Source organism: Actinokineospora spheciospongiae (assembly GCF_003182415.1).
GTDB classification, from domain to species: domain Bacteria; phylum Actinomycetota; class Actinomycetes; order Mycobacteriales; family Pseudonocardiaceae; genus Actinokineospora; species Actinokineospora spheciospongiae.
Genome location: NZ_QHCP01000007.1, coordinates 311,837 through 332,864, shown reverse-complemented (window position 1 = coordinate 332,864; position 21,028 = coordinate 311,837). Strand labels below are relative to the sequence as shown.

Below are 21,028 nucleotides of genomic sequence, written 5' to 3'. Positions count from 1 at the left end.
CACCGTGGCGCACACCGGTATCCGACCCACCACCGGGGAGGTCGAGCTGGACGCGGGCGGTGTCCCCGTCTCGGCGCTGCTGGCCGAGCCCGCGGACCGCCCGCCGCGCGGGGTGGTGCTCGCCCTGCACGGCGGCGGGATGCGGGCCGGGTACTTCGCGGGCGTCGGCGACGGGGCCGACGCCCTGACGACCCTGGGCCCCGCCCTGGGCTGGACGGTGCTGGCCGTGGACCGCCCCGGCTACGGGCGCTCCGCGGAGGTGTTCCCGGCGGGCCTGGGCCTCGACGGGCAGGCCGCCGTCCTCCGCCGCGCCCTCGCCGACTTCGCCGCCCGCCACGACACCGGCGGCGGGGTCGGCGTCGTGGCCCACTCCTACGGCGGCAAGCTCGCCCTGGTGCTGGCCGCCGACGGCCTCGACCTGACCGACCTGAACCTGATCGGCCTGGACATCTCCGGCTGCGGGCACCGCTACGCCGTGGAGCCGGAGGTCGGGGCCACCGAGCGCGGCGGCGGCTGGCGGCTCAACTGGGGCCTGCTGGGCCTGTACCCGCCGGACACCCTGCGCCGCAGCGCCGCCCTGGTCGCGCCGTTCCCGGCCGAGGAGTGGGCCGAGGCGCACCGCTGGCCGGAGCGCTTCGGTGAGGTGGCGGCCCGGGTGCGGGTGCCGGTCCGGCTGACCTTCGCCGAGCACGAGCACTGGTGGCGCCACGACGACAGCTCCCTGGCCGACCTGGCCGCCCGGTTGGGTTCGACCAGGGTGGTGGTGGACCGGTTGGCCGGGGCGGGGCACAACGCGGGCCTGGGGTGGGCGGCGCGCGCCTACCACCTGCGGGCGCTGGCGTTCCTGGAGGAGTGCCTGGTGGGCACTCAGGCCCGGTAGAGGCGCAGGAAGGTGCGCACGCCCGAGCGGACCAGGTGGTCGAGGTCGGCGGCGGGCAGCGGGATGGCGTGGTGGAACGACTGCTCCAGCGCCTCGGTGTTGACCAGCAGCACGAAGTGGCGCACGGTCTCGTCGAGGTCGTCGGTGACCAGCAGGCCCCGGTCGACCAGGTCGCCGATGGACTTGGTCAGGCCCGCGGTGACCGGGCGCGGACCCGCCTCCAGCCAGCCCCGCAGGACCGCCTCCGGCAGCCTGGCCGCCTCGGCGATGATCACCCGGACGAGGGCGAAGTGGTCCTCGAAGTCCGGCAGCGGCACCGCCCAGGCGCGGCCGAAGGCGGTCAGGTCCTCCTCCAGGTCGGTGATGTCGCGCAGCCCGTGCTCGATCAGGTCCAGGTGCGCGGTGGCCACGGCCACGGCGCTCTCCTGGATCGTGAGCAGGAACAGCTCCTCCTTGTCCCGGTAGTGGTTGTAGATCGTGCGCTTGGAGACGCCCGCCTCGGCGGCGATGGCGTCGACGCTGGCCCGGGTGTAGCCCTCCCTGGCGAACACCGCGCGCGCCGCCGCGGCGATGGCCTTGCGCTTCTCGGGCAGGCCCCCGCGCTGTCTCGACGTGCCGGACGGCTCCGTTGACATGGTTGTTCCCTTCGACTTGCACTCACCGGTTTACCTTTTGCACTACCCCGTGTAGTGTACCTACTGGGCGGGGGAGAGCGGGCCCGGCGGCGGAGCCGCGGGCCGTCCCACCCGATCGCCTGGTGCGCAAGCACCCATCTTCCCCTGTCGAGAGGACGCATGATGTTCGGGAACCTGACCGTGACGGTCATCGACTGCGAAGACGTCGCGGCGATGACGGAGTTCTACCGGGACCGCCTGGGCCTGAAGGTGATGGACCAGGGCGAGAACCACACCGTGTTCGACACCGGGAACGGCGGCGAGCTGGTCGTGGAGTCGAACGGCTACAAGGCGCCGCTGAGCGTGGCCTTCACCGACGTCGACATCCCGGCCGCGCACACCGCCCTGGCCGACCTGGCGCCCACGGAACTGGCCGCGCACAAGGGCGGCGAGCGCTTCGAGGTCCTCGACCCCGAGGGCAACCGGATCATCTTCGTCAACGCCTGAGCCGCGTCCCGCCGCCCCGCGCGGGGCGGGCCACCCCCTCCCGCCCCGCGCGGCCCCGCTGGGCGAAGCCACCGGCGCAAAGCAACCAGCGCAAAGGAAACCACCGTGTCCGACACCTTCGCGGCGCGCCACGCGGGAACCCCGCGGGCGAACCTGTCGCGCTACGTCACCTACCTGCTGGGATGCCTCGTCTTCTCGGCGGGGGCGACCCTGTTCATCCACTCCGAACTCGGCGTCGACCCGCTCGACGTGCTCTCCCTCGGCCTGCTGGAGCACCTGCCCATCACCGTCGGCATCGCGCAGGCCTCGGTCGCGGTGGTGTGCATCGCGATCTGGGCGCTGTGGAACCGGCGCAGGCCGGTGCTCGCGCCGTTCGTCACCTTCTTCCTGTGCGGCAGCCTCATCGACCTGCTGCGCCTGCTCGACCTGTCCGCGCTGCCCGGCGTGGTGTCGCTGGCCCTGGGCGTGCTGCTGTGCGCCTACGGCTCGTCGCTGATCATCATGAGCGGCACCGGCATCCGGGCGATGGACCTCATCGTGATCAGCATGACCCAGCGCTGGCGGTGGCCGTTCTGGGCGGCCAAGGTCTCGGTCGAGGCCGTGCTGCTCACCGCGGGCTGGCTGCTCGGCGGCCCGGTCGGCATCGGCACCCTGGCCTTCCTGCTGTTCGTCGACGGGCTGATCCAGCCGTTCATGGCCGCCAACGGCAAGGTCCTGCACATCCCCAACCGCGGCATCGAGGCGCCCGCGGCCCGCGTCCCGGCGACCACGGGGGTGGCCGCGTGAGCGCCACCACGACCGACACCGCGGGCGGGGACACCCGGCCAGGCACCGGCGCGGGCGCCCTGTGGGTGCTGCTGCTGGCCTCCACGCTGACCGTCATGGCGGGCTCGATCATCACCCCGGTGCTGGAGGTGATCCGGGGCGACCTGGGCGTCACCGGCACCGCGGCCGGGCTCATCATCACCGCCCACGGGCTGGCCATCGCGCTGTCGAGCCCGGTCATCGGCTGGATGATCGACCGCTGGGGCGTGCGCGTCCCGCTCGGCGCGGGCCTGGTCCTCTACGGCCTGGCAGGCGGGCTGGGGCTGGTCCTCGACAGCTACCCCGCGCTGATCGCCAGCCGGTTCGTCTTCGGCATCGGCGCCGCCGCGGTGTTCAGCGGCACGACCGTGGCCATGTTCGTGCTCTACCGCCAGGGCGACGAGCGCGACCGGGTCATGGGCTTGCGGGGCACCGCGACCAGCCTCGGCGGGGTCGTCTGGCCGCTGGTCGGCGGCGTGCTGGGCGGGCTGTCCTGGCACGGCCCGTTCGGCATCTACCTGCTCGGCGTCCCCCTCGGCATCGCCACCCTGCTGCTCCTGCCGCGCACCGGTGGCGTGGACGCCACCCCCGGCCGCCCGCGCAAGGGCATGTTCCGCCTGGTCCGGGACTACCCGGCCCTGCTGGGCTACTACGGGTTGCAGGCCCTCGGCGCGATCCTCATGTACGCCCTGGTCGTGTTCCTGCCGCAGCGGCTGGGCCAGCTCGGGGTGGAGCGCCCGATCCTGGTCTCGCTCTACACCGTCGTCATGGCCGCCACGATGAGCCTGGTCGGGGTGTTCTACGCCCGCATCCGCCGCGGCAGCACCTACCAGCGGCTCCTGGTCGTCGCGCTGAGCTGCTGGGCGGCCTGCTTCGTCCTGCTCGCCGTGGTCTCCCAGCCGATCGTGCTGCTGCTGGCCCCCGTGCTGCTGGGCCTCGGGCAGGGCATCGCGCTGCCCGCGCTGACGGTCCTGGTGGGGGAAGGCGCGCCCGCCGACCTGCGCGGGCAGGCCACGTCGCTGTCGGGCACCACCACGTTCCTGGGCCAGTTCCTGTCCCCGCTGCTGCTGGGCCCGCTGATCGGGGCCACCTCGATCCCGATCGGCTTCGCGATCTCCGCGGGCCTGGCCGCCGTGGCCCTGCTGGCGCTGCTGTCGTTCCCGCTGTCGGTGGACCGGGTCGGCGCCCCCGGCGCGGGGAAGACCTGACGCGATTTGACACAGGTCTGCACGTCGGAGTCTTGAATACCCGGTCGGGATCGAACAGGTTGGAGGTGGGAAACCCGGTGGCACAACGGTTCCACGAGCACGTCGCAGATCCGTCCACTCCGGAGCGACCCACCCGTTCCCCCGACCACGGCAAGGAGAGGCACATGGACGCCGCAGTGATCGTCGCGGGCGCAGGCCCGGCGGGCCTGGTGCTGGCCGCCGAGCTCCGGCTCGCAGGCGCCGACGTCATCGTCCTGGAGAAGTTGCGGGCCAGGACGGGCGAATCCCGCGGGCTCGGCTTCACCGCCCGCACCATGGAGGTGTTCGACCAGCGCGGGCTGCTGCCCCGCTTCGGCGACATCACCCTCAGCGACCAGGGCCACTTCGGCGGCCTGCCGGTGGACTTCGGCGTGCTCGACGGCGCCCACCAGGCCGCCAAGACCGTCCCGCAGTCGGTCACCGAGGCGGTGCTGGAGCAGTGGGCGGTGGAACTGGGCGTGGACCTGCGCCGCGGCCACGCGCTCACCACCGTCACCGACCACGGCGACCACGTGGAGGTCCGCGTCGACGGCGGTGCGGGGGAGGAGGTGCTCACCTGCTCGTGGCTCGTCGGCTGCGACGGCGGGCGCAGCCTGGTCCGCAAGGCCGCCGGGTTCGACTTCCCCGGCACCGCGGCCACCCTGGAGATGTTCCTGGCCGACGTGCGCGGCCTCGACCTGGCCCCGCGCATGATCGGCGAGACCTTCCCCGGCGGCATGGTCATGGTCGGCCCGCTCGGCGACGGGATCACCCGGCTCATCCTGTGCGAGCGCGGTGTCCCGCCGAGGAAGCGCACCGCCCCGCCGGAGTTCGCCGAGATCGCCGCGGGGTGGGAGCGGGTCACCGGTGAGGACATCGGGCACGCCGAACCGGTGTGGCTCAGCTCGTTCGGCGACGCCACCCGCCAGGTCACCGAGTACCGCAGGGGCCGGGTCCTGCTGGCGGGCGACGCCGCCCACATCCACCTGCCCGCGGGCGGGCAGGGCATGAACACCAGCATCCAGGACGCGGTGAACCTCGGCTGGAAGCTGGGCGCGGTGGTCACCGGCCGCGCCCCCGCCGCGCTGCTGGACACCTACCACGACGAGCGCCACCCGGTCGGGCAGCGGCTGCTGATGAACACCAGGGCCCAGGGCCTGCTGTTCCTCAGCGGCGCGGAGGTGCAGCCGCTGCGCGACGTGCTCACCGAGCTGATCGCCTACGACGACGTCGCCAGGCACCTGGCGGGCATGGTCAGCGGCCTGGAGATCCGCTACCGCCTCGACCCCGGGTCGCACCCGCTGCTCGGCCTGCGGGTGCCGCCGCTGGAACTGGTCGGCGAGCACCGCAAGACCACGGTCGCCGAACTGCTGCACCCGGCCAGGGGGCTGCTGCTCGACCTGACCGACAACGCGGTCCTGCGCTCGCGGGCGGCCGGGTGGACCGACCGGGTCGACGTGGTCACCGCCGAACCGCACGCGCTCGCCGCCGACAGCCCGCTCGCGGGCACCTCGGCCCTGCTGGTCCGCCCCGACGGGCACGTGGCCTGGGCCGCCCCCGGCAGCCACGCCGACCTGCCCATGGCGCTCACCCGCTGGTTCGGGCCGAGCCGGTGAGCGCGCCGACGACCCCGACCGGCGCCCCGCTGCTGCGGGTCGTGCGCGGTCACCCCGACCCCGAGGAGCTGGCGGCGCTCACCGCCGTCCTGGTCGCCGCCGCGGCGGCGACCACCCCCGAACCCCCGCCGCCCGCACCCGCCCCGCGCTGGGCCCGACCGGGCCGGGCCACCGGCTTCCGCGGTCCCCGGTCGTGGCGGACCGGCCCGGCGGGCGACCACCCGCCGGGCTGAACCCGGCGGGGTGGCCACCGCCGGGGCCGGTCCCACCGGCCGCCCCCGGCGCGCACCACCACCAGAAGAAGAACCCGCCAACCCGAAGCAGAGGAAAAGGGCACATCATGTCGAACACCCCCCTGAAGCTGGCCGTGATCATCGGCAGCGTCCGGACCGGCCGCTTCGGCCCCACCGTGGCGTCCTGGTTCGCCGCGCAGGCCGCCGCCCACGGCGGCGTCGAGGTCGACGTCATCGACCTGGCCGACTACCCGCTGCCGGTGCAGTTGCCCGCCTTCGGCCAGCCCGCCGAGCCCGAGGTCGAGGCGATCCGCACCGCCCTGGGCAAGCGGATCGACGAGGCCGAGGCCTACGCGGTGGTCACCCCCGAGTACAACCACACCTTCCCGGCGTCGCTGAAGAACGCCATCGACTGGTTCCTCAACGAGTGGAAGGGCAAGCCGGTCGGCCTGATCTCCTACGGCGGCATGGGCGGCGGCCTGCGCGCGGCCGGGCACCTGCGCCAGGTGTTCGCCGAGGTGCACGCCACCACCGTGCGCAACATGATCAGCTTCCACAACGCCTGGGGCGACTTCGACGGCGACGGCACCGCGGTCAGCCCCGCGGGCAGCGACCAGGCCGCCAAGGACCTCATCGACCAGATCGTCTGGTGGGGCGAGGCGCTGCGCGAGGCGCGGACGAAGAACCCGTACCCGTTCTGACCGGGAGGCACGAGCGATGTCCACAGCGCACACCCCCCCGGCGGAGCAGACCGGAACCGAACTGCTGACGAGCATGTGGGAGCGCAACTACCTCCCGCTCACCGGGGAGATCATCTCCGGTTTCTCCCTGGCCGACGACGCGCGCTGCCTCGACCTGGGCGCGGGCGGCGGCGGCATGTCCCACTGGCTGGCCGAGCGCGTCCCGCGCGGGTCGGTCACCGCCCTCGACACCGACGTGTCGCAGATCGACCCCACCCGCTCGCCCAACCTGACCGTCGTGCGCGGCGACCTCACCGAGGCCGACTTCGCACCGGGCTCGTTCGACCTGGTGCTGGCCAGGGCGGTGCTGGCGTCGGTGCCCGACCCGGACGCCGCGGTCGCCGCCGCGGCCCGCTGGCTGGCCCCGGGCGGCACGCTGCTGGTCGAGGACTTCTACTTCCTGCCCGCCGAGGACGCCCCGTCGGAGGCCGCCAGGTCGGTCGTGCGGGCGTACCTGGAGGGGTTCCGGACCGGCGGGGTCGACGTGCGGTGGGCGCGTCGGCTGCCCGCCACCCTGGCCAGGGTCGGGTTGGCTGACATCGGTGCCCGGGTCACGCCGCTCGGCCCTGGCCAGTCCCCGCAGGAGAGCGAACTCATCGCCACCCGCCTGCGGTTGCAGGGCAGGCCGCTGGTCGACAGCGGCCTGGCCACCGAAGACGACATCGCCGAGTTCACCGCCGGTCTCGACCGACCGGAGGACCGCGACGTCACCACACTGCTGTTCTCGACATGGGGGAAGAGGAGAGGATGAAGACCACGAACACGACGGTCCGGCTGCTGGTCGGCCTGACCGCCACGGCCGCGGCGGCCCTGGGCGCCGCGCCCGCCACCGCCGCACCCGCGGCGTCCGCACCCGCCGCGGCGCACACCGCGCCCGCCGGGGCGGCATCCGCCGCGTCCGCTGCGGCGCCCGCCGTGCCTGTTGGGACGGCGTCCGCCGCGTCCGCTGGGCCTAGTGGGACGGCGTCCGCTGGGCCTGGTGGGGCGGCGTCCGCCGCGTCCGCTGGGGCGGGCACCGCGGTGGACGGCACCCGGGGCCGCACCGTGCCCGTCACCGCGGTCCCGGGCGACCTGCTCGTGCAGCCGTCGGTGGGCGCGGGGGCGGTCACGTTCCAGGTGTCCACCACCGACAGCAAGTCCGGCTGGGTCGGCCTGGTCAAGCTGCACCAGGGGGTCACCTGGGAGTCGTTCCGCGACACCTACCGCAAACTGGCCTCCACCGACCCCGCCGCCATCCTCGACGGCAGCACCCGGGTCCAGGCCGACGCGACCCTGCTCGGCGGGGTGCAGACCAAGGTGGGCCAACCCGGCACGTTCGTCCAGGTGCTCGCCCCGGGCCAGTACACCCTGTTCGACCACATGGACTTCCGCTACGGCGTGGCCCAGCCCCGGCACGAGGTCCTGACGGTCTCGGGAACCCCGTCCGGCACCACCCCCACCGCCTCGGGCACCCTGACCGCCAAGGACGTCCCCGGCGAAGGCCCCCGCTTCGTCGTCACCGGCACCCCGACGGCGGGGCAGCCGCTGCGGTTCGTCAACGCCATGCCCGGCCAGGCCAACGAGGCCATCCTGTTCCCCCTGCTCCCGGACGTCACCGACGCCGACCTCGCCGCCTGGGTCGCCAAGTTCACCGACCACGGCGTCTGGCCCACCGACCCGCCCCCGTTCGCCGAGCCGGAACCCGCGGGCCTGCTCCCCATCTCCCCGGGCCAATCGGTCACCGCCACACCCCCACTGCACCCGGGCCGCTACATCGCCATCTGCTGGATGAAGGACGCCGACGACGCGATCATGCTGCTGAAGAAGGGCATGTACGAGGTCTTCGAGGTCCACTGACCACCACCGCCCCACACCGAGGCCCCGCCCCCGTCCCGGGAGCGGGGCCTCGGCCGTCGTGGCTCGCCCCGGCCACCGTGGAGCGCGCTTGTCGGGCAGGGCTTCCGCCTGCCTTCGGTGTGGCGGATCGTCGGAGCAGGCAGGAAAGCTTCATCACGCGTCCGCCAGTTCGTCCGCGTCGTCCCGAATCGTCCTCAGTGGACCTGGGTGGAGGAACAGGGCGCCGCTGCAGATGATGGCGGCGGCCACGACCAGACCGGGCAGGGTGCCGAACAGGGTGCCGACCAGACCGCCGGTGACGCCACCCGCGGTTCCCGTGCCCCACACCACCGACAGGGCGGTGCCGTTGACCCTGCCCAGCACTTCCGGCGGGGTGATCTGCTGTACCAGGCTGAGCACGTGGATGTTGAGCACCGAATCGGCGAACCCGACGAGGAACTGGCTCACGATCAGCATCACCAGTGCCAGGTCGCGTCCGCCCGCGGGCAGCAGCAGGAACGCCAGACCGGTCACCAGCACAGCCGCGACCAGGGTTCGGCCCAGGGTGAGCTTGCGGGCGATCGCCCCGGCGGTCACCGCGCCCAGGATCGACCCCACCGTGCCCACGGCGAACGCGACACCGACGACGCCGGGACTCAACCCGCCGTGGTTGTAGGCGAACACCAGGACGAGCGTGCCTGCCATGGCCACGCCCAGGTTGGTCACCGCGATCGCGAGCACAAGACCGCGCAGCCGGAGGTCGGACATCAGCACCGCCAGGCCCGCGCGGGCCTCCCGCAGGGGCGACGGCCGCTCAGCGGTCCTGTCCACCGGCGGTTCCCGGTGTTCCACCAACAGCAGCGACACCAAGGACGCCAGGAACGACAGCGCGTCGGCCAGGATCGCCAAGGCGTTGCCGAGGAACTGCATCAGCCCACCGGCCGCGGCCGCGCCACCCACCTCGGAGACTGCCCGGGACGTCTGCAGCCGTTCGTTGCCCGCGACGATCCTCCCCTCGCCTGCCAGGACCGGCAGGTAGGACTGGGCGGCAACCTCGAAGAAGACTGTCAGCACGCCCACGACGCCCGCCACGACGTACAACTGGGCCATGGTGAGGCTGTCGAACAGGAACGCCACGGGCACCGATGCCATCGCCAGCAGCCTGCCGATGTCGGCCACGATCATCGTCGTGCGGCGGGACGCGCGGTCGACCCACACGCCTGCCACGGACCCCAACAGCACGAACGGGATGAACCGCAGTGCGGCGAGCACCCCGACGTCCCACGCCGTCCCGCTGAGGCTGAGCAGGGCGACGGTCGGCAGCGCGATCCGGGAGACCTTGTCCCCGAACGCGCTGATGGTCTGGCCGACCCACAGTTTGGTGAAGTCACCAGGATGGGCGAACCGAGCGGACATGTGCCTCCAATCGCAGGAAGGGAAGATCGGGTCAGATTAGGGGCGGGTGGCCGACAGGGCGGTGTCGGCTTTTGTCACCGAGAGGAGAGAAATGACCGGCAAGCGCCTGGTCGGTTCCGGCGGGGTGGCGGGCATGGCGCAACTGCACCAAGCCATCCCGCTGGTCGAACGACAACACGCCATCATCGAGTTGCTGCGGGTTCGTGCCCCCCGCCCGGTGTCGGGCGTGCTCCTGGCCCAGGAAACCAGGGTGAGCGTGCGCACAGTCGAACGGGACGTCGCCCGCCTGCGCGAGGCGGGCGTGCCCATCGCCATCCACCGAGGACCTGGCGGCGGGTACCGCATCGATGCCCGGTCTGAGCTGGCCCCGGTGGTGTTCACGCCGGGGGAGGCGTCCGCGCTGGTCGCCTCCCTGGTCGCCGTCGGCCCGTACGTCTCCGCCGCCGCCCGGACTGCGCTGGCCAAGGTCCTCGCCGCCCTCACCGAGGACTGAGCGCCGCCGCTGGGCGTGATCGGTGAGTCGCGGCGTGCGCACCTCGTTCGTCGTGCGAGTCGAGTGCCGGGGCGGGGGTTCCACGATCGCGTCCAGCGGTCTCGATCAGGCCGTCGGCGCCATCGCGATTCGGCGGGCGTTGTCCGTGCACCCGCGCGAGGCGTTGCACCCCTCAGAGTGGGTCGCGCACCGGCTCGGTTGATCCGGCGCCGGGGCGCTCGGTGGGGAATCCTGGAGGGGATGATCTTCGCCGAAGCGACCGTGGGGGTTGACCGTGGACGACGGGGACAGATTGCGGCAGGCGTTGTGGTCCGCCCGCGGCCTGATGTTCATCCAGGGCCTGCTGGCGACCGCGACCGCCGTCGTCGAAGTGGTCGAAGCGGTCGGGCACGCGCGCGACGGCTCGGCGGAGACCTCGGGTTCGTGGTTCTCCGTCGGGGGCAGCGTGGTCGTCGCCGCGGGGCTGGTGGTTTCGGCGGTGCTGCTGTTCCGCCGCGCGTGGGCGCGGGTGCTCGCGCTCGTCATTGAGGCCGTCGGCGTGGTGCTCGCGGTGGTGACCCTCGTCGGGGGTGACGTCCTGTCGGGCTTGAGTCGACTCGCGTTGGCCGCCCTGGTCATCCTCGGGATCGTCCAGTACGAGCTGGGGAGCAGGCGCGGCACCGCGTCCCCGCCCGGGGAGCCGCGACCCGGGCGGGGGTGAGCTCAGCGCGACGGCTGGGCGGTGGGCCGTTCGCGGAGCAGCAGTTCGACCACGACCAGGTTGGGGACCCAGGCCAGGAACGGCACGATCCGGTACGCGGAGGGGAAGTCGCCGGTCAGCGGCACCAGCGCGACCAGCCAGAGCCGCAGGGTCACCGCGGCGTAGGTGAGTGCGAACGCCCGCAGCATCCACCGCCGGTGCGTGGTGACCGCGCCGCGGCGGATCGCCCGCAACCCCAGGGCGGCGAAGGTCAGCCACAGCAGGGCCAGCAGCCCGAACCCGGCCGTGCCGACCGGGCCCGCGAGGTTGTGGGGCGCGAGTACGAGCCCGGTGAGGGCGCCGACCGCGATGGCCACCAGCACCGCCCGCCCGGCCGACCGGTGCAGGCGCGGGGTGCGGGCCCGGATTCGGGTGGAGAGCTGGATCGGTGAGAGCAGCAGCGCGAGCCCACCACCGGTCATGTGGGCGTAGAGGCACAACCGCAGCCACGCGGGCCGGTCGGCGTAGTTGGCGGCGAGTTCGTTGTCGGCCGCGGCGAGGTCGCCCAGCGACTGCGCGGTGTAGGGCAGCAGGGCGAACACCGCGATCGCCACGGCCGTCAACGCGAGCCACCACACCCCCGCCAACCGCCACGGGGTCGGGCCTGTCGTCGTTGCCATTCGCGGCTTCCTCTCCTCGGTGCCGCAACGGTAGGAGTTCGGCGGCCCCGGCTCGCCCCTCGTGCTGGGGCAGTTGCCTCCCTCCTGCGAGGGAGGCCGCGGCCGGTGTGCCGAGTGCACAATGGACCGTGCGGAAATCCCAGCTCTGGCAGACCCTCGGGTTCGTGGTCGCCGCCGCCGTGGCGAGCGTGCTCACCTCCGCCGGGCCGCCCTACCGGGCCACCGACGCGTTCGGGGTGGGTCTCGCGGTCCTGGCCGCCGGGTGCCTCCTGCGGCGGCAGGCCGCGCCGATCCCCGTCCTGGTGGCGACGGCGCTGGTGGTGGTGGCCAACGCGGCGGCCGGGTACCCGCCGACGGTGGTGCCGTGGGCGACGTGGGTGGCGCTGTTCACCTGCTTCTCGGTGTGCACCCGGCGGTACCGGGCGGTGGCGGTGGTCGTCACCCTGGCCGCCGTGGCGGGCCACTTCGCGTTCGACCGGGGGGCGGTCCAGGTGGAGGCGGTGTTCGGGGTGACCATGACCTTCCTGATCGCCGTGGTCGCGGGCGACGCCGTGCGCAGCCGCGGTGCCGCCGCCGCTGCCGAGCAGGCCCGGCAGCGCGCGGAGGAGCGCACCGAGCTGGCCCGCGAGCTGCACGACTCCCTGGGCCACGCGGTGAACGTGGTGGTCATGCAGGCCGGGGTCGCGCGCCGGGTCTTCGACGAGAACCCCCGGTTCGCCCGGGAGGCGTTGGGGCACATCGAAACCGTCGGCCGGGACGCGCTCGGCGAGCTGGACCGCCTGGTCCGGGTCGTGCGGACCGAGCAGCCACCGCCGGAACTGGCAGCGCTGGCCGAGCACGTCCGGGCCGCGGGCCGGGAGCTGCGGCTGCGGGCGGAGCAGGTGGAACTGGGTGCGGGGACCGCCCACGCGCTGCACCGGATCGCGCAGGAGGCGATCACCAACGCGTTGCGGCACACCGATTCCGGCCGGATCGACGTCCGCCTGCGGCAGGTCGGCGAAACCGCCGTGCTGGAGGTGGTCAACGAGGGCGGCCACCTCCCCGGGGGTAGACCCGGCCGTGACCGGGCCGAGCTCGGGGGCGGGCCAGACCGGGGTGAGGCCGTGTCCGGGGGCGGGCCGGACCGGGGTGAGGCCGTGCCCAGGGTCTGGCCGGACCGCGGCGAGGCCGTGCTCGGGGGCGGGCTGGACCGGGGTGGGGCCGTGTCCGGGGGCAGGCCCGGTCACGGCCTGGCCAATATGCGCGAGCGCGCCCGACTGGCGGGCGGTGAACTGGAGGCGGGCCCGTTCGAGGGCGGCTTCCGGGTGCGGGCCACCCTCCCGACCGGGGCCCACCGGTGATCCGGGTCCTGCTCGCCGACGACGACGCCCTGGTGCGCAAGGGTTTGCGCGCCCTGCTCGACGCCGAGGAGGGCATCACCGTCGTCGGCGAGGCCGCCAACGGCCAGGAGGTGATCCGCGCGGCCGCCACCCACCACCCCGACGTCGTGGTGATGGACGTGCGGATGCCGGTCCGCGACGGCGTCTCCGCCACCCGGGAACTGCGCACCACCCACCCGCGCCCCCGCGTCCTGGTCCTCACCACGTTCGACCTCGACGAGGTGGTCGACGACGCGATCGCCGCGGGCGCCGACGGCTTCCTGCTCAAGCGCGCCACCCCCGAGGAACTCGTCGCGGGCATCCGCGCGGTCGCCGCGGGCGACGCGGTGGTGGCCCCCGCGGTCACCCGCAGGCTGTTCGACGCCCACACCGCCCGCACCGGCCCCGACCCCCGGCGAACCGCCCCCCTCACCGACCGCGAGGCCGACGTGCTCCGCGCGATGGCCACCGGCCAGTCCAACACCGAAATCGCCCGATCCCTGCACCTGTCAGTGGAAACGGTCAAGTCCCACGTCAAGCACATCCTCGCCAAGCTGGACGCCCGCGATCGCACCCAAGCCGTCGTGTGGGCGTACCGAACGGGCTTCGCCTACCGGGCAGGCGGCTCGTGACCCCACCAAGCGGAACTGCGTCCGACGATCAGCACCTCCATCACCTAAAAACTCCACCGATCAGCACATCCAGACCAGGATGAAAAGGGCTCGCCATCCGGGTATTCGAAGGGAGTGGCAGTAGGACAGTCCGTCAGCGGAGTGCCGGTACTCCAGGGCGGCGGTGTTCAGGACCACGCCTTCGGCCTTCGTCTCCTCCCCGCGACGAGACAGAACTGCTCGTTCTCAACCGTGATCGACGCGTCGGAAGTGGAAACAGCATCGGGTGATGTGACGATCTCGGGGCAGGTTTCTCGAAAACTCGACAGGTCGACAATGGGTTGGTAACCCACCGACCCGGTCGTGGGAATGTGATCGGGGCGGTATCGGTCATGTCGCGATTCCGCCATTTGGCGCTTGGCAGACCTCCGTCGCAACCTGCACGATTTGGACGTTTGCACTCGACTGCGCGGGCCTCAACGGACGTGCGCGGTTTCTGGGGAGCTCTGCCGATGGCGCACAAGCGCTCTATTCGCCATGCCCGAAAGTTGGTGGCCCTGGGTGTTTCCGGGGTCTTGACGGCTTCGCTCGCGGTGGCCCTGACCCTGCCGACGGGCGCTCCGGCGCCTGCGGCGCCACAACGGGTGACAGCCGCACCCGACGAGTCGAGCGCCCTGATGCTCGCCCAAACCCAAGGCACCCCCGTCGAGGTCACCGGTCTGCGCACGGGCGACACCGAGGTCTTCGCCCAGCCCAACGGGTCCTTCGAGATGACCCAGACCGCCCTGCCCACCCGGGTCCGGCAGGCGGGCCGCTGGGTTCCGATCGACACCACCCTGACCAAGGCGGGCGCGGCTCTGCGCAGCACCGCCACCGAGGCGGAACTGCGGTTCTCGACGGGCGGTGCCGACCCGGTGGCCCGCATGTCGGCAGGTGGGGCCAGCCTCACCCTGACCTGGCCCACCGCCCTGCCCGAACCCTCGGTCGCGGGCGACACCGCCACCTACCCCGAGGTCCTGCCCGGCGTCGACCTGCGGGTCCGCGCTCAGCGTTCCGGCTTCAGCCACGATCTCGTGGTCAAGACCCCCGAGGCCGCTGCCAACCCGGCCCTGCGCCGCATCACCTACGGCATCACCGCCGAGGGCGTCTCCCTGGCTCAGCAGGACGGCAACCTCACGGCCACCGACCCGGGCGGTCGCGTCCTCTTCCACGCCCCCGCGCCGTCCATGTGGGACACGCCGGTCAGCGACGACGACGAGCCTGTCGAGCGCGCAGTGGGCCTGGAGCTCGGTGAGCACACCCTCACCCTGGTCCCGGACACCGCTCTGCTGTCCGACCCGACCGCCCGTTTTCCGCTGGTCATCGACCCGGCCTACAGCTATACCGGGCACGGGGTGACGCAGGCGGCGTGGGCGTTGGCCCGCGCGTCCTGGCCCACCCAGGCCAACGTCAACATCGGCCCCCGAGACAACGACGAGCGCACCAAGGGCGTGGCCCGGGCGGGCAAGTCCCCGGACGGCATCCTCGACCGCTCCTACTTCCACTTCAACGCGGCACCGCTCAAGGGCGCCCAGATCGCCTCGGCGACCTTCCAGGTCTACCAGACCTGGAAGTACTCCCACAGCTGCAACCCCAACGACGCGGCGGTGGGCGAGGTCAGCCTCTACCACACCACCGACGTGCAGTGGAACACCAGTTGGAACAACCAGCCGAACTGGGGTGCGAAGCAGGCGGGAATCCGCTCGGTGCCCAAGCTCGGCTACTGCGACCCGAGTTGGATCGGCATGTCGTTCCACGGCGCGGCGCAGTTCGTGGCCGACAACCAGTCGAACACCATCGGCCTGGGGTTGATCGGTTCGGATGAGTCCGGTTCGAACAGTTGGCGCCGGTTCTTCGTGCAGGACAACATCATCCCGAAGATCGAGGTCACCTACAACCGGCGCCCCGACGTGCCCACCGGTGCCCGGCTGGAGCCCAGCCCGACGGTCTGCGGCCACTGCGCGGGCACGGCCTACCTCAACAGCGCCAGCGTCGACATGGTGGCCGAGGTGACCGACCCGGACGGCGGCCAGGTCACCGCCCACTACGAGGTCTACACGCCGGGCGGCCGGGTCGAGCGGGTCACCCACGCCCCCGGGCGCTTCGCCTACCGGGACAACCTGAACGCCTACGCCGACGGCACCACCGTGCTGTGGAACGTCAGGGGCGACGACGGCGCGCTCCAGAGCACGCACCTGACCGGACCCACCTTCAAGGTCGACCGGACACCACCGACGGCGCCGCAGGTCTCCAGCGTGCTCTACCCCGCCGACAACGCCTGGCACGGTGGCACGGGGGTGGCGGGCGAGTTCACCTTCACCACCCCGGCGACGGCGACCGCGGGCACCGACCGCTCCGACGTCGACCGGTACGTGTGGGGCTTCACGGACCCACCGACGAATTACGTTTCCCCTTCCACCCTCAGCGGGCAGTTCACCGCCACCATCGCTCCGCCCCGTGACGGGCCCGTCGACCTGTACGTGCAGGCCGTCGACCGGGCGGGCACCCGTTCGGCCAAGACCGTGCACCACTTCTACTCCCGCCCCGGCAACGGCCCGGCATCGCTGTGGTCGCTCGACGGCAACACCAACGACAGCGCCCACGTGGGCGGTCGCAACGCCACCACCCACGGTGGCGTCATCTACGGCACCGGCGCGATCGGCGCGGCCGCCGTGCTCGACGGCGCGGGCGGGCACCTGCGCGCCCCCAACACCGTCCGCACCACCATCGGCTACACCGCCGCGGCGTGGGTCAAACTCGACCGCACCGACACCACGCAGGCGGTGGTCAGCCAGGACAGCGCGACCGGCACGGGCTTCGCCCTGCGCGCCAAGGGCGGCAAGTGGGTGTTCTCCGCCCCGCGCACCACCGCTGCCAACGCGCCCCTGGACGAGGTCGTCTCCGTCGAGAACGCCACCGCGGGCACCTGGACCCACGTGGTCGGGGTGTACGAGCCCGGCACGGGCAACGGCGTGCTCCACATCTTCGTCAACGGCCTGCTCTCGGCCACGGCGGCGCGCACCACGGCCCCGGTGGACTCCACCGGTGAGGTGCGCTTCGGCCAGGCCCGGTGGAACGGGGTGGACCCCGCCGACGTCCTCGACGGCGCGGTGGACGAGGTCCGCCTCTACGACCGCGCGCTCAACCCGACCTCCGTGCGTTCCCTGGTGACGCAGGACAACGTGCAAGCCGCGTACTGGAAACTGGACGAGGGCACCGAGCCCGAGGCCGTGGGGAGCAGCAGCCGCAACTCCGTCGACGGCGGTGCGGCGCTGGTTCTCAAAGGTGACGCCCACTTCGACCCCGAGGGGGCGCTCTCCGGCTCGGTACGGGTCAACGGCAACGGAACGGCGGGCACCGACGGGCCGGTCCTGGCGACCGACCAGAGCTTCACCGCCAGCGCCTGGGTCAAGCCCACCGAGCTGCTCGCCACGGGGACCACTCGCACAGTGCTGTCCCAGGACGGCAGCACCAACAGCGGGTTCACCCTGGGCGCACGCAACATCACCGGCCAGCCCGAGTGGTACTTCCGGCTCACCTCCGCGGACAGCGCCACCCGCCCGGCCGACGCGGTCGCCGCGGTCGCCGACCCGGCCGACCCGGCAGACCCGGCCGACCCGGAGCCCGGGTGGAAGCACCTGACCGCGGTCTACGACAAGCCCGCGCAGCAGGTCCGGCTCTACGTGGCGGGCCTGCTCGTCGACACCGAGCCCGCCACCGCCTCTTTCGCCGCGACCAGCGCGTTCGTGCTTGGCCGCGCGAAGTGGGGCGGCGCGCACGCGGAGCAGTGGAAGGGCGGGGTGGACGAGGTCCGGTTGTACAACCGCGTCCTCGGCGCCGAGGAGATCATCGGCCTGGTGGGCCAGGACTCGGTTGCCGCGGCCACCTGGCCGCTGGACGGCAACGCCAAGAACACCGGCACCCCGGACCGCCACGGCACCGCGTTCGGCAACCCCGGTTGGGCCGCCGGACAGGTGTCCGACCCGGACCCGGCCGACCTCGCGGTCTTCCTCGACGGCACCGACGACCACGTCCGCGCCGACGCGGTCATCGACACCTCAGCCACCTTCTCCATGTCGACCTGGGTCAAGCTCAACACCCGGACTCCCGGCTGGGGCTCGGTGCTCAGCCAGAACGGCGCCGCCGCCGCGTCGGTCAACCTCGGGTACACCGGGTCGGCCACCAACCGGTGGGCGGTGTCGATGAGCGGACCCGCCGACGTGGCCAACCCGACGAGCACCGTCACGGTGACCTCGGCGCAGAGCGCCCAGGACGGGGTGTGGACCCACCTGGTCGTCGTCTACGAGGCCATAAGCGACCAGCTCAAGCTCTACGTCAACGGCCAGCTCTCAGCCAGTGGCACCTTCGGCGCGGCCTGGAAGGCCACCGGCGACTTCGAGATCGGCCGCGCACGCACCCCGAGCGGCTGGGGCCAGTACGCGGCGGTGACGGTGGACGACGTCAAGCTCTACAGCCGCCCGCTGTTCGACGGTGAGATCCGCAAGATGTCCGGCCGCGACCTGACCCTGCAGCACAACCTGACCTTCGACGACGCCCCCGGCTCCCCGGTGGCGGCGGACTCGGTGGGCGGGCGCAGCGGCACCCCCTCCGGTGGGGCGTCCTTCGGCCCCGGCCGCACCGGTGGCGCGGTGGCGCTCGACGGCGTCGACGACGCGGTCACCACCGACGCGGTCGACGTGGACACCGACGGCAGCTTCACCGTCGCCGCCTGGGTCCGCTTGAACAAGATCCCCGACCCCGACGCCAACGGGGCCCCGGTCGACGCCACCGCCGTGAGCATGGGCGGCGGCACCAAGGGCAAGTTCCGCCTCGGCCTCGAGGTCGACGACGACAACAACCCCGAGGGCAAGTGGGTCTTCGAGCTGCCGGAGTCCTCCGGCGCCGTCACGCAGGCGTCGTTGGCCTTCCGCGGCGACGACGACATCGACAGCTGGGTGCACCTGGTCGGCGTGTACGACGCGCCCTCCAAGCGGCTCTGGATCTACCGCAACAAGGTGCGCGGCACCGACGGCCAGCTCATCACCGCGTGGGCGGGCACCGGCGGCCTGCGGGTCGGTCGGGGCCAGGGCGGCGATTTCTGGCCGGGCCGCGTCGACGACGTCCGGGTGTACGCGGGCGCCCTCGACGCCGAGCGGATCACATCGCTGCACGAGTCCTACCCCGAGCAGGTGACCCCGGCGACCCTGCCGTCGGCCGAGCACCAGTGGACGATGAACGAGGGGTCCGGGACCAACCTGGCCGACACCGGCACGGCCGCGGTCGGCCCCGCTGCCAGGCCCGCGACCGTGACCGCGGGCCAGGCGTGGATCGGCGGGCGCACCGGCGGCGGCCTGTGGCTCAACGGGACCTCCGGGGCAGCGCAGACCGGCGCTCCCGTCCTCGACACCGCGGCGGGCTTCACCGTTTCGGCGTGGGCCTACGCCGAGAACCCCGGCAGCACCGACCGCACCGTCGTCGGGCAGGACGGGAACCGGGTCAGCGCCTTCTCGCTGCAATACCAGGCGAGCTCGGGCAAGTGGGCGGTCGTGGTCCCCAAGGCCGACCAGGACAACCCCGAGCAGTTCGTGCTGACCTCGGCGCACGCCGCGGCGCTGTCGGAGTGGACCCACCTGGTCCTGACCCGCGAGGCCGGTTCGGGCGAGCTGCGGCTCTACGTCAACGGCGTGCTCTCGGCGAGCCAGCAGAACGTGCCGGTGCTGGCCTCGTCCGGACCGCTGAGCATCGGCCGGGCCCGGCGCAACGGGGTCGCCGCGGAGTACTTCGCCCGCGGCCTCGACGACCTGCGCACCTACTCCCGGGCGCTGACCGACGGTGAGGTCCGGGCGGTGCACGACGACGTGTACAGCAACGTCATCGGGCGCTACCGGTTCGACGGGGGGACCACCCAGGACGCGTCGTGGCGGGCCAACCACGCGGTCGTGTCCGGTGGGGCGCTGACCTACACCGCGGGAGTCAGCGGCCAGGCCGCCGTCTTCCCCGGTGCGGCCGCGGCGGTCACCCCGTTCCCCGGGGTGTCGATGCGCGACAGCTTCACCGTCGGCGGCTGGGCGCGGTTGTCCAGCCGGGCCACCACCCAGACCGTGCTGGCCCAGGACGGCAGCCGCGGCAGCGGGGTCGTGCTGCAGTACCGGCACGACCTGGACCGGTGGGTCTTCGGCGGGGCCACCGCGGACGAGGACGGGGCACCACTGGTCGCGGCGACCGCGCCCGCCCAGCCCGCCCTCGACGAGTGGACCCACCTGGTCGGCGTCTACGACTACCCCGATCAGCAACTGCGCATCTACGTCAACGGCACCCTGGCCGCCACCCGCGACAACGTCGTGCTCTGGCGCGCCGCGGGCGGGTTGACCATCGGGCGGGCCAAGGCCCAGGGCAGCGGCACCGCGTTCTTCGCGGGTGCGCTGGACGAGGTGCGGGTCGAGCAGGGCGCCATGTCCGACGCCGACATCGCCAAGCGCGGTGCCGACCACCCGGCTCCCCGGGCGGGCCAGCTCGGCGGTTACGTCAACTCTGCGGGTGACCGGCTCACCGCCTCGACCGACCAGCCGGTGCCCACGGGTTACCGGTTCGAACGGTCGCTGGGCGCGCTGGTCCACTCCACCGACGACAACACCGCGCCGCTGTACTCGTGCAGGCAGGGGACGGACTCGTTCACCTCGCTGGCCGCGGACTGCGGCGGTGCCACGGTGGTGGCCCAGCCGGGCCGGGTGTTCACCGTCGCGCCGACCAACATCCCCACCACCGCCCTGCGCGCCTGCCAGCGCACCGGTGACCGCTTCGCCTCGCTCGACGCGGCGTGCGAGGGGGGAACGGTCCTGTCGGTGCTGGGGCACGTGCCGACGTACGCGGTCCTGGCGCGCGCCCTCAACTGGGAGACCTCGCAGCACGAGGACTCCTCGGGCGGCTTCGGCAAGGGGTTCCGGATCGAGGGGTCCCTCGGCGTCCTGTTGATGGTGGCGGGCACGGGCACCCAGCCGGTGTACTCCTGCGCCGACGGCCTCGACCAGTTCCTGTCGACCAGCGCCACCTGCGACGGCAAGACCGCACTGGGCGTCGCGGGCCACACCTGGACCGCCGCGCCGACCGAGCCGCACCGGGTGCTCAACCGCTGCCGGACCGAGGGCGGGGAGCTGTTCACCTCCACCTCGCCGACCTGCGAGGGCACCACGTTCGTCGCCGCACTCGGCTACGTGCTGGTCTCGGTCCCGGTCGCCATCCCCGCCTTCTGAGCCAACTCCCTCCCACACTGGAGTCCCGTTGAGTTCCACAGGACCCGGCGCCAAGTGGCGCCGCGGA

Annotated in this window: 17 protein-coding genes; 14 read left to right on the top strand and 3 right to left on the bottom strand. The window is 72.9% G+C overall.

Translation table 11 applies throughout. The annotated features are described in order from the left end of the window. Window positions 1-4: 4 nt before the first annotated feature. Window positions 5-880 carry an alpha/beta hydrolase gene (locus DFQ13_RS20720; RefSeq protein ID WP_110080992.1) on the top strand — a complete coding sequence of 292 codons (876 nt, stop codon included), beginning with the start codon at window positions 5-7 and terminating at the stop codon, window positions 878-880. Here DFQ13_RS20720 and DFQ13_RS20715 read toward each other — a convergent pair. Continuing rightward, window positions 868-1,515 (bottom strand): TetR/AcrR family transcriptional regulator, encoded by a 648-nt coding sequence (locus DFQ13_RS20715; RefSeq protein WP_035280254.1) that lies wholly within the window; start codon window positions 1,513-1,515, stop codon window positions 868-870. The two genes, DFQ13_RS20720 and DFQ13_RS20715, sit on opposite strands and share 13 nt — an antisense overlap. Before the next feature lie 162 nt (window positions 1,516-1,677). Between DFQ13_RS20715 and DFQ13_RS20710 the strand changes: the two genes are divergently transcribed. The 8 genes from DFQ13_RS20710 to DFQ13_RS20675 all read left to right on the top strand — a co-directional run bounded on the left by DFQ13_RS20710 (window position 1,678) and on the right by DFQ13_RS20675 (window position 8,456). Continuing rightward, window positions 1,678-2,001, top strand: coding sequence for a VOC family protein (locus tag DFQ13_RS20710; protein WP_146241307.1), 324 nt, complete (start codon window positions 1,678-1,680; stop codon window positions 1,999-2,001). 105 nt (window positions 2,002-2,106) lie between these two features. Continuing rightward, window positions 2,107-2,787, top strand: coding sequence for a YczE/YyaS/YitT family protein (locus DFQ13_RS35155; protein ID WP_035280259.1), 681 nt, complete (start codon window positions 2,107-2,109; stop codon window positions 2,785-2,787). Continuing rightward, complete coding sequence (locus tag DFQ13_RS34485) at window positions 2,784-4,013, top strand: MFS transporter (RefSeq protein WP_233438501.1); 1,230 nt, start codon at window positions 2,784-2,786, stop codon at window positions 4,011-4,013. Before DFQ13_RS35155 ends, DFQ13_RS34485 begins: the two co-directional genes overlap by 4 nt. Window positions 4,014-4,177: 164 nt before the next feature. Further along, window positions 4,178-5,647 (top strand): FAD-dependent monooxygenase, encoded by a 1,470-nt coding sequence (locus DFQ13_RS20695; protein ID WP_035280261.1) that lies wholly within the window; start codon window positions 4,178-4,180, stop codon window positions 5,645-5,647. After that, the gene (locus DFQ13_RS33995; RefSeq protein ID WP_181400081.1) at window positions 5,644-5,880 is read left to right on the top strand and encodes an acyl-CoA carboxylase epsilon subunit; all 237 of its coding nucleotides are present in this window, start codon (window positions 5,644-5,646) and stop codon (window positions 5,878-5,880) included. The genes DFQ13_RS20695 and DFQ13_RS33995 overlap by 4 nt, the downstream gene beginning before the upstream one ends. Before the next feature lie 107 nt (window positions 5,881-5,987). Continuing rightward, the gene (locus tag DFQ13_RS20685; protein ID WP_110080990.1) at window positions 5,988-6,581 is read left to right on the top strand and encodes an NADPH-dependent FMN reductase; all 594 of its coding nucleotides are present in this window, start codon (window positions 5,988-5,990) and stop codon (window positions 6,579-6,581) included. A 16-nt stretch (window positions 6,582-6,597) separates the two neighbouring features. After that, window positions 6,598-7,371 (top strand): class I SAM-dependent methyltransferase, encoded by a 774-nt coding sequence (locus DFQ13_RS20680; RefSeq protein ID WP_052020898.1) that lies wholly within the window; start codon window positions 6,598-6,600, stop codon window positions 7,369-7,371. Then, on the top strand, window positions 7,368-8,456 hold the full coding sequence (locus DFQ13_RS20675) for a hypothetical protein (RefSeq protein ID WP_110080989.1): 1,089 nt from the start codon (window positions 7,368-7,370) through the stop codon (window positions 8,454-8,456). Before DFQ13_RS20680 ends, DFQ13_RS20675 begins: the two co-directional genes overlap by 4 nt. A gap of 153 nt (window positions 8,457-8,609) precedes the next feature. On the opposite strand, the gene DFQ13_RS20670 is transcribed toward DFQ13_RS20675, so the two are convergent. Beyond that, window positions 8,610-9,851, bottom strand: coding sequence for an MFS transporter (locus DFQ13_RS20670; RefSeq protein ID WP_110080988.1), 1,242 nt, complete (start codon window positions 9,849-9,851; stop codon window positions 8,610-8,612). Between the two features lie 91 nt (window positions 9,852-9,942). Between DFQ13_RS20670 and DFQ13_RS20665 the strand changes: the two genes are divergently transcribed. Both DFQ13_RS20665 and DFQ13_RS20660 read left to right on the top strand, forming a co-directional pair. Beyond that, a complete protein-coding gene (locus tag DFQ13_RS20665; RefSeq protein ID WP_110080987.1) occupies window positions 9,943-10,344 on the top strand; it encodes a helix-turn-helix transcriptional regulator in 402 nt (133 codons plus the stop codon). 274 nt (window positions 10,345-10,618) lie between these two features. Beyond that, on the top strand, window positions 10,619-11,044 hold the full coding sequence (locus tag DFQ13_RS20660) for a hypothetical protein (protein ID WP_110080986.1): 426 nt from the start codon (window positions 10,619-10,621) through the stop codon (window positions 11,042-11,044). 2 nt (window positions 11,045-11,046) lie between these two features. Here DFQ13_RS20660 and DFQ13_RS20655 read toward each other — a convergent pair whose 3' ends face one another. Further along, complete coding sequence (locus DFQ13_RS20655) at window positions 11,047-11,703, bottom strand: DUF2306 domain-containing protein (protein WP_110080985.1); 657 nt, start codon at window positions 11,701-11,703, stop codon at window positions 11,047-11,049. Window positions 11,704-11,831: 128 nt separating this feature from the next. Between DFQ13_RS20655 and DFQ13_RS33210 the strand changes: the two genes are divergently transcribed. The 3 genes from DFQ13_RS33210 to DFQ13_RS20640 all read left to right on the top strand — a co-directional run bounded on the left by DFQ13_RS33210 (window position 11,832) and on the right by DFQ13_RS20640 (window position 20,961). Then, a complete protein-coding gene (locus DFQ13_RS33210; RefSeq protein WP_146241306.1) occupies window positions 11,832-13,043 on the top strand; it encodes a sensor histidine kinase in 1,212 nt (403 codons plus the stop codon). Beyond that, window positions 13,040-13,693 carry a response regulator transcription factor gene (locus DFQ13_RS20645; protein WP_110080984.1) on the top strand — a complete coding sequence of 218 codons (654 nt, stop codon included), beginning with the start codon at window positions 13,040-13,042 and terminating at the stop codon, window positions 13,691-13,693. Before DFQ13_RS33210 ends, DFQ13_RS20645 begins: the two co-directional genes overlap by 4 nt. Before the next feature lie 623 nt (window positions 13,694-14,316). Beyond that, entirely contained in the window at window positions 14,317-20,961 is a 6,645-nt protein-coding gene (locus DFQ13_RS20640; RefSeq protein ID WP_181400080.1) for a LamG-like jellyroll fold domain-containing protein, read from the top strand. Window positions 20,962-21,028: the final 67 nt, after the last annotated feature.

What these genes read in the sequence shown, in the direction of transcription:
- DFQ13_RS20655 (WP_110080985.1), bottom strand. Translation starts at nt 11,703, where the DNA reads ATGGCAACGACGACAGGCCCGACCCCGTGGCGGTTGGCGGGGGTGTGG.
- DFQ13_RS20670 (WP_110080988.1), bottom strand. Translation starts at nt 9,851, where the DNA reads ATGTCCGCTCGGTTCGCCCATCCTGGTGACTTCACCAAACTGTGGGTC.
- DFQ13_RS20665 (WP_110080987.1), top strand. Translation starts at nt 9,943, where the DNA reads ATGACCGGCAAGCGCCTGGTCGGTTCCGGCGGGGTGGCGGGCATGGCG.
- DFQ13_RS20680 (WP_052020898.1), top strand. Translation starts at nt 6,598, where the DNA reads ATGTCCACAGCGCACACCCCCCCGGCGGAGCAGACCGGAACCGAACTG.
- DFQ13_RS20695 (WP_035280261.1), top strand. Translation starts at nt 4,178, where the DNA reads ATGGACGCCGCAGTGATCGTCGCGGGCGCAGGCCCGGCGGGCCTGGTG.
- DFQ13_RS20710 (WP_146241307.1), top strand. Translation starts at nt 1,678, where the DNA reads ATGTTCGGGAACCTGACCGTGACGGTCATCGACTGCGAAGACGTCGCG.
- DFQ13_RS20675 (WP_110080989.1), top strand. Translation starts at nt 7,368, where the DNA reads ATGAAGACCACGAACACGACGGTCCGGCTGCTGGTCGGCCTGACCGCC.
- DFQ13_RS20685 (WP_110080990.1), top strand. Translation starts at nt 5,988, where the DNA reads ATGTCGAACACCCCCCTGAAGCTGGCCGTGATCATCGGCAGCGTCCGG.
- DFQ13_RS20715 (WP_035280254.1), bottom strand. Translation starts at nt 1,515, where the DNA reads ATGTCAACGGAGCCGTCCGGCACGTCGAGACAGCGCGGGGGCCTGCCC.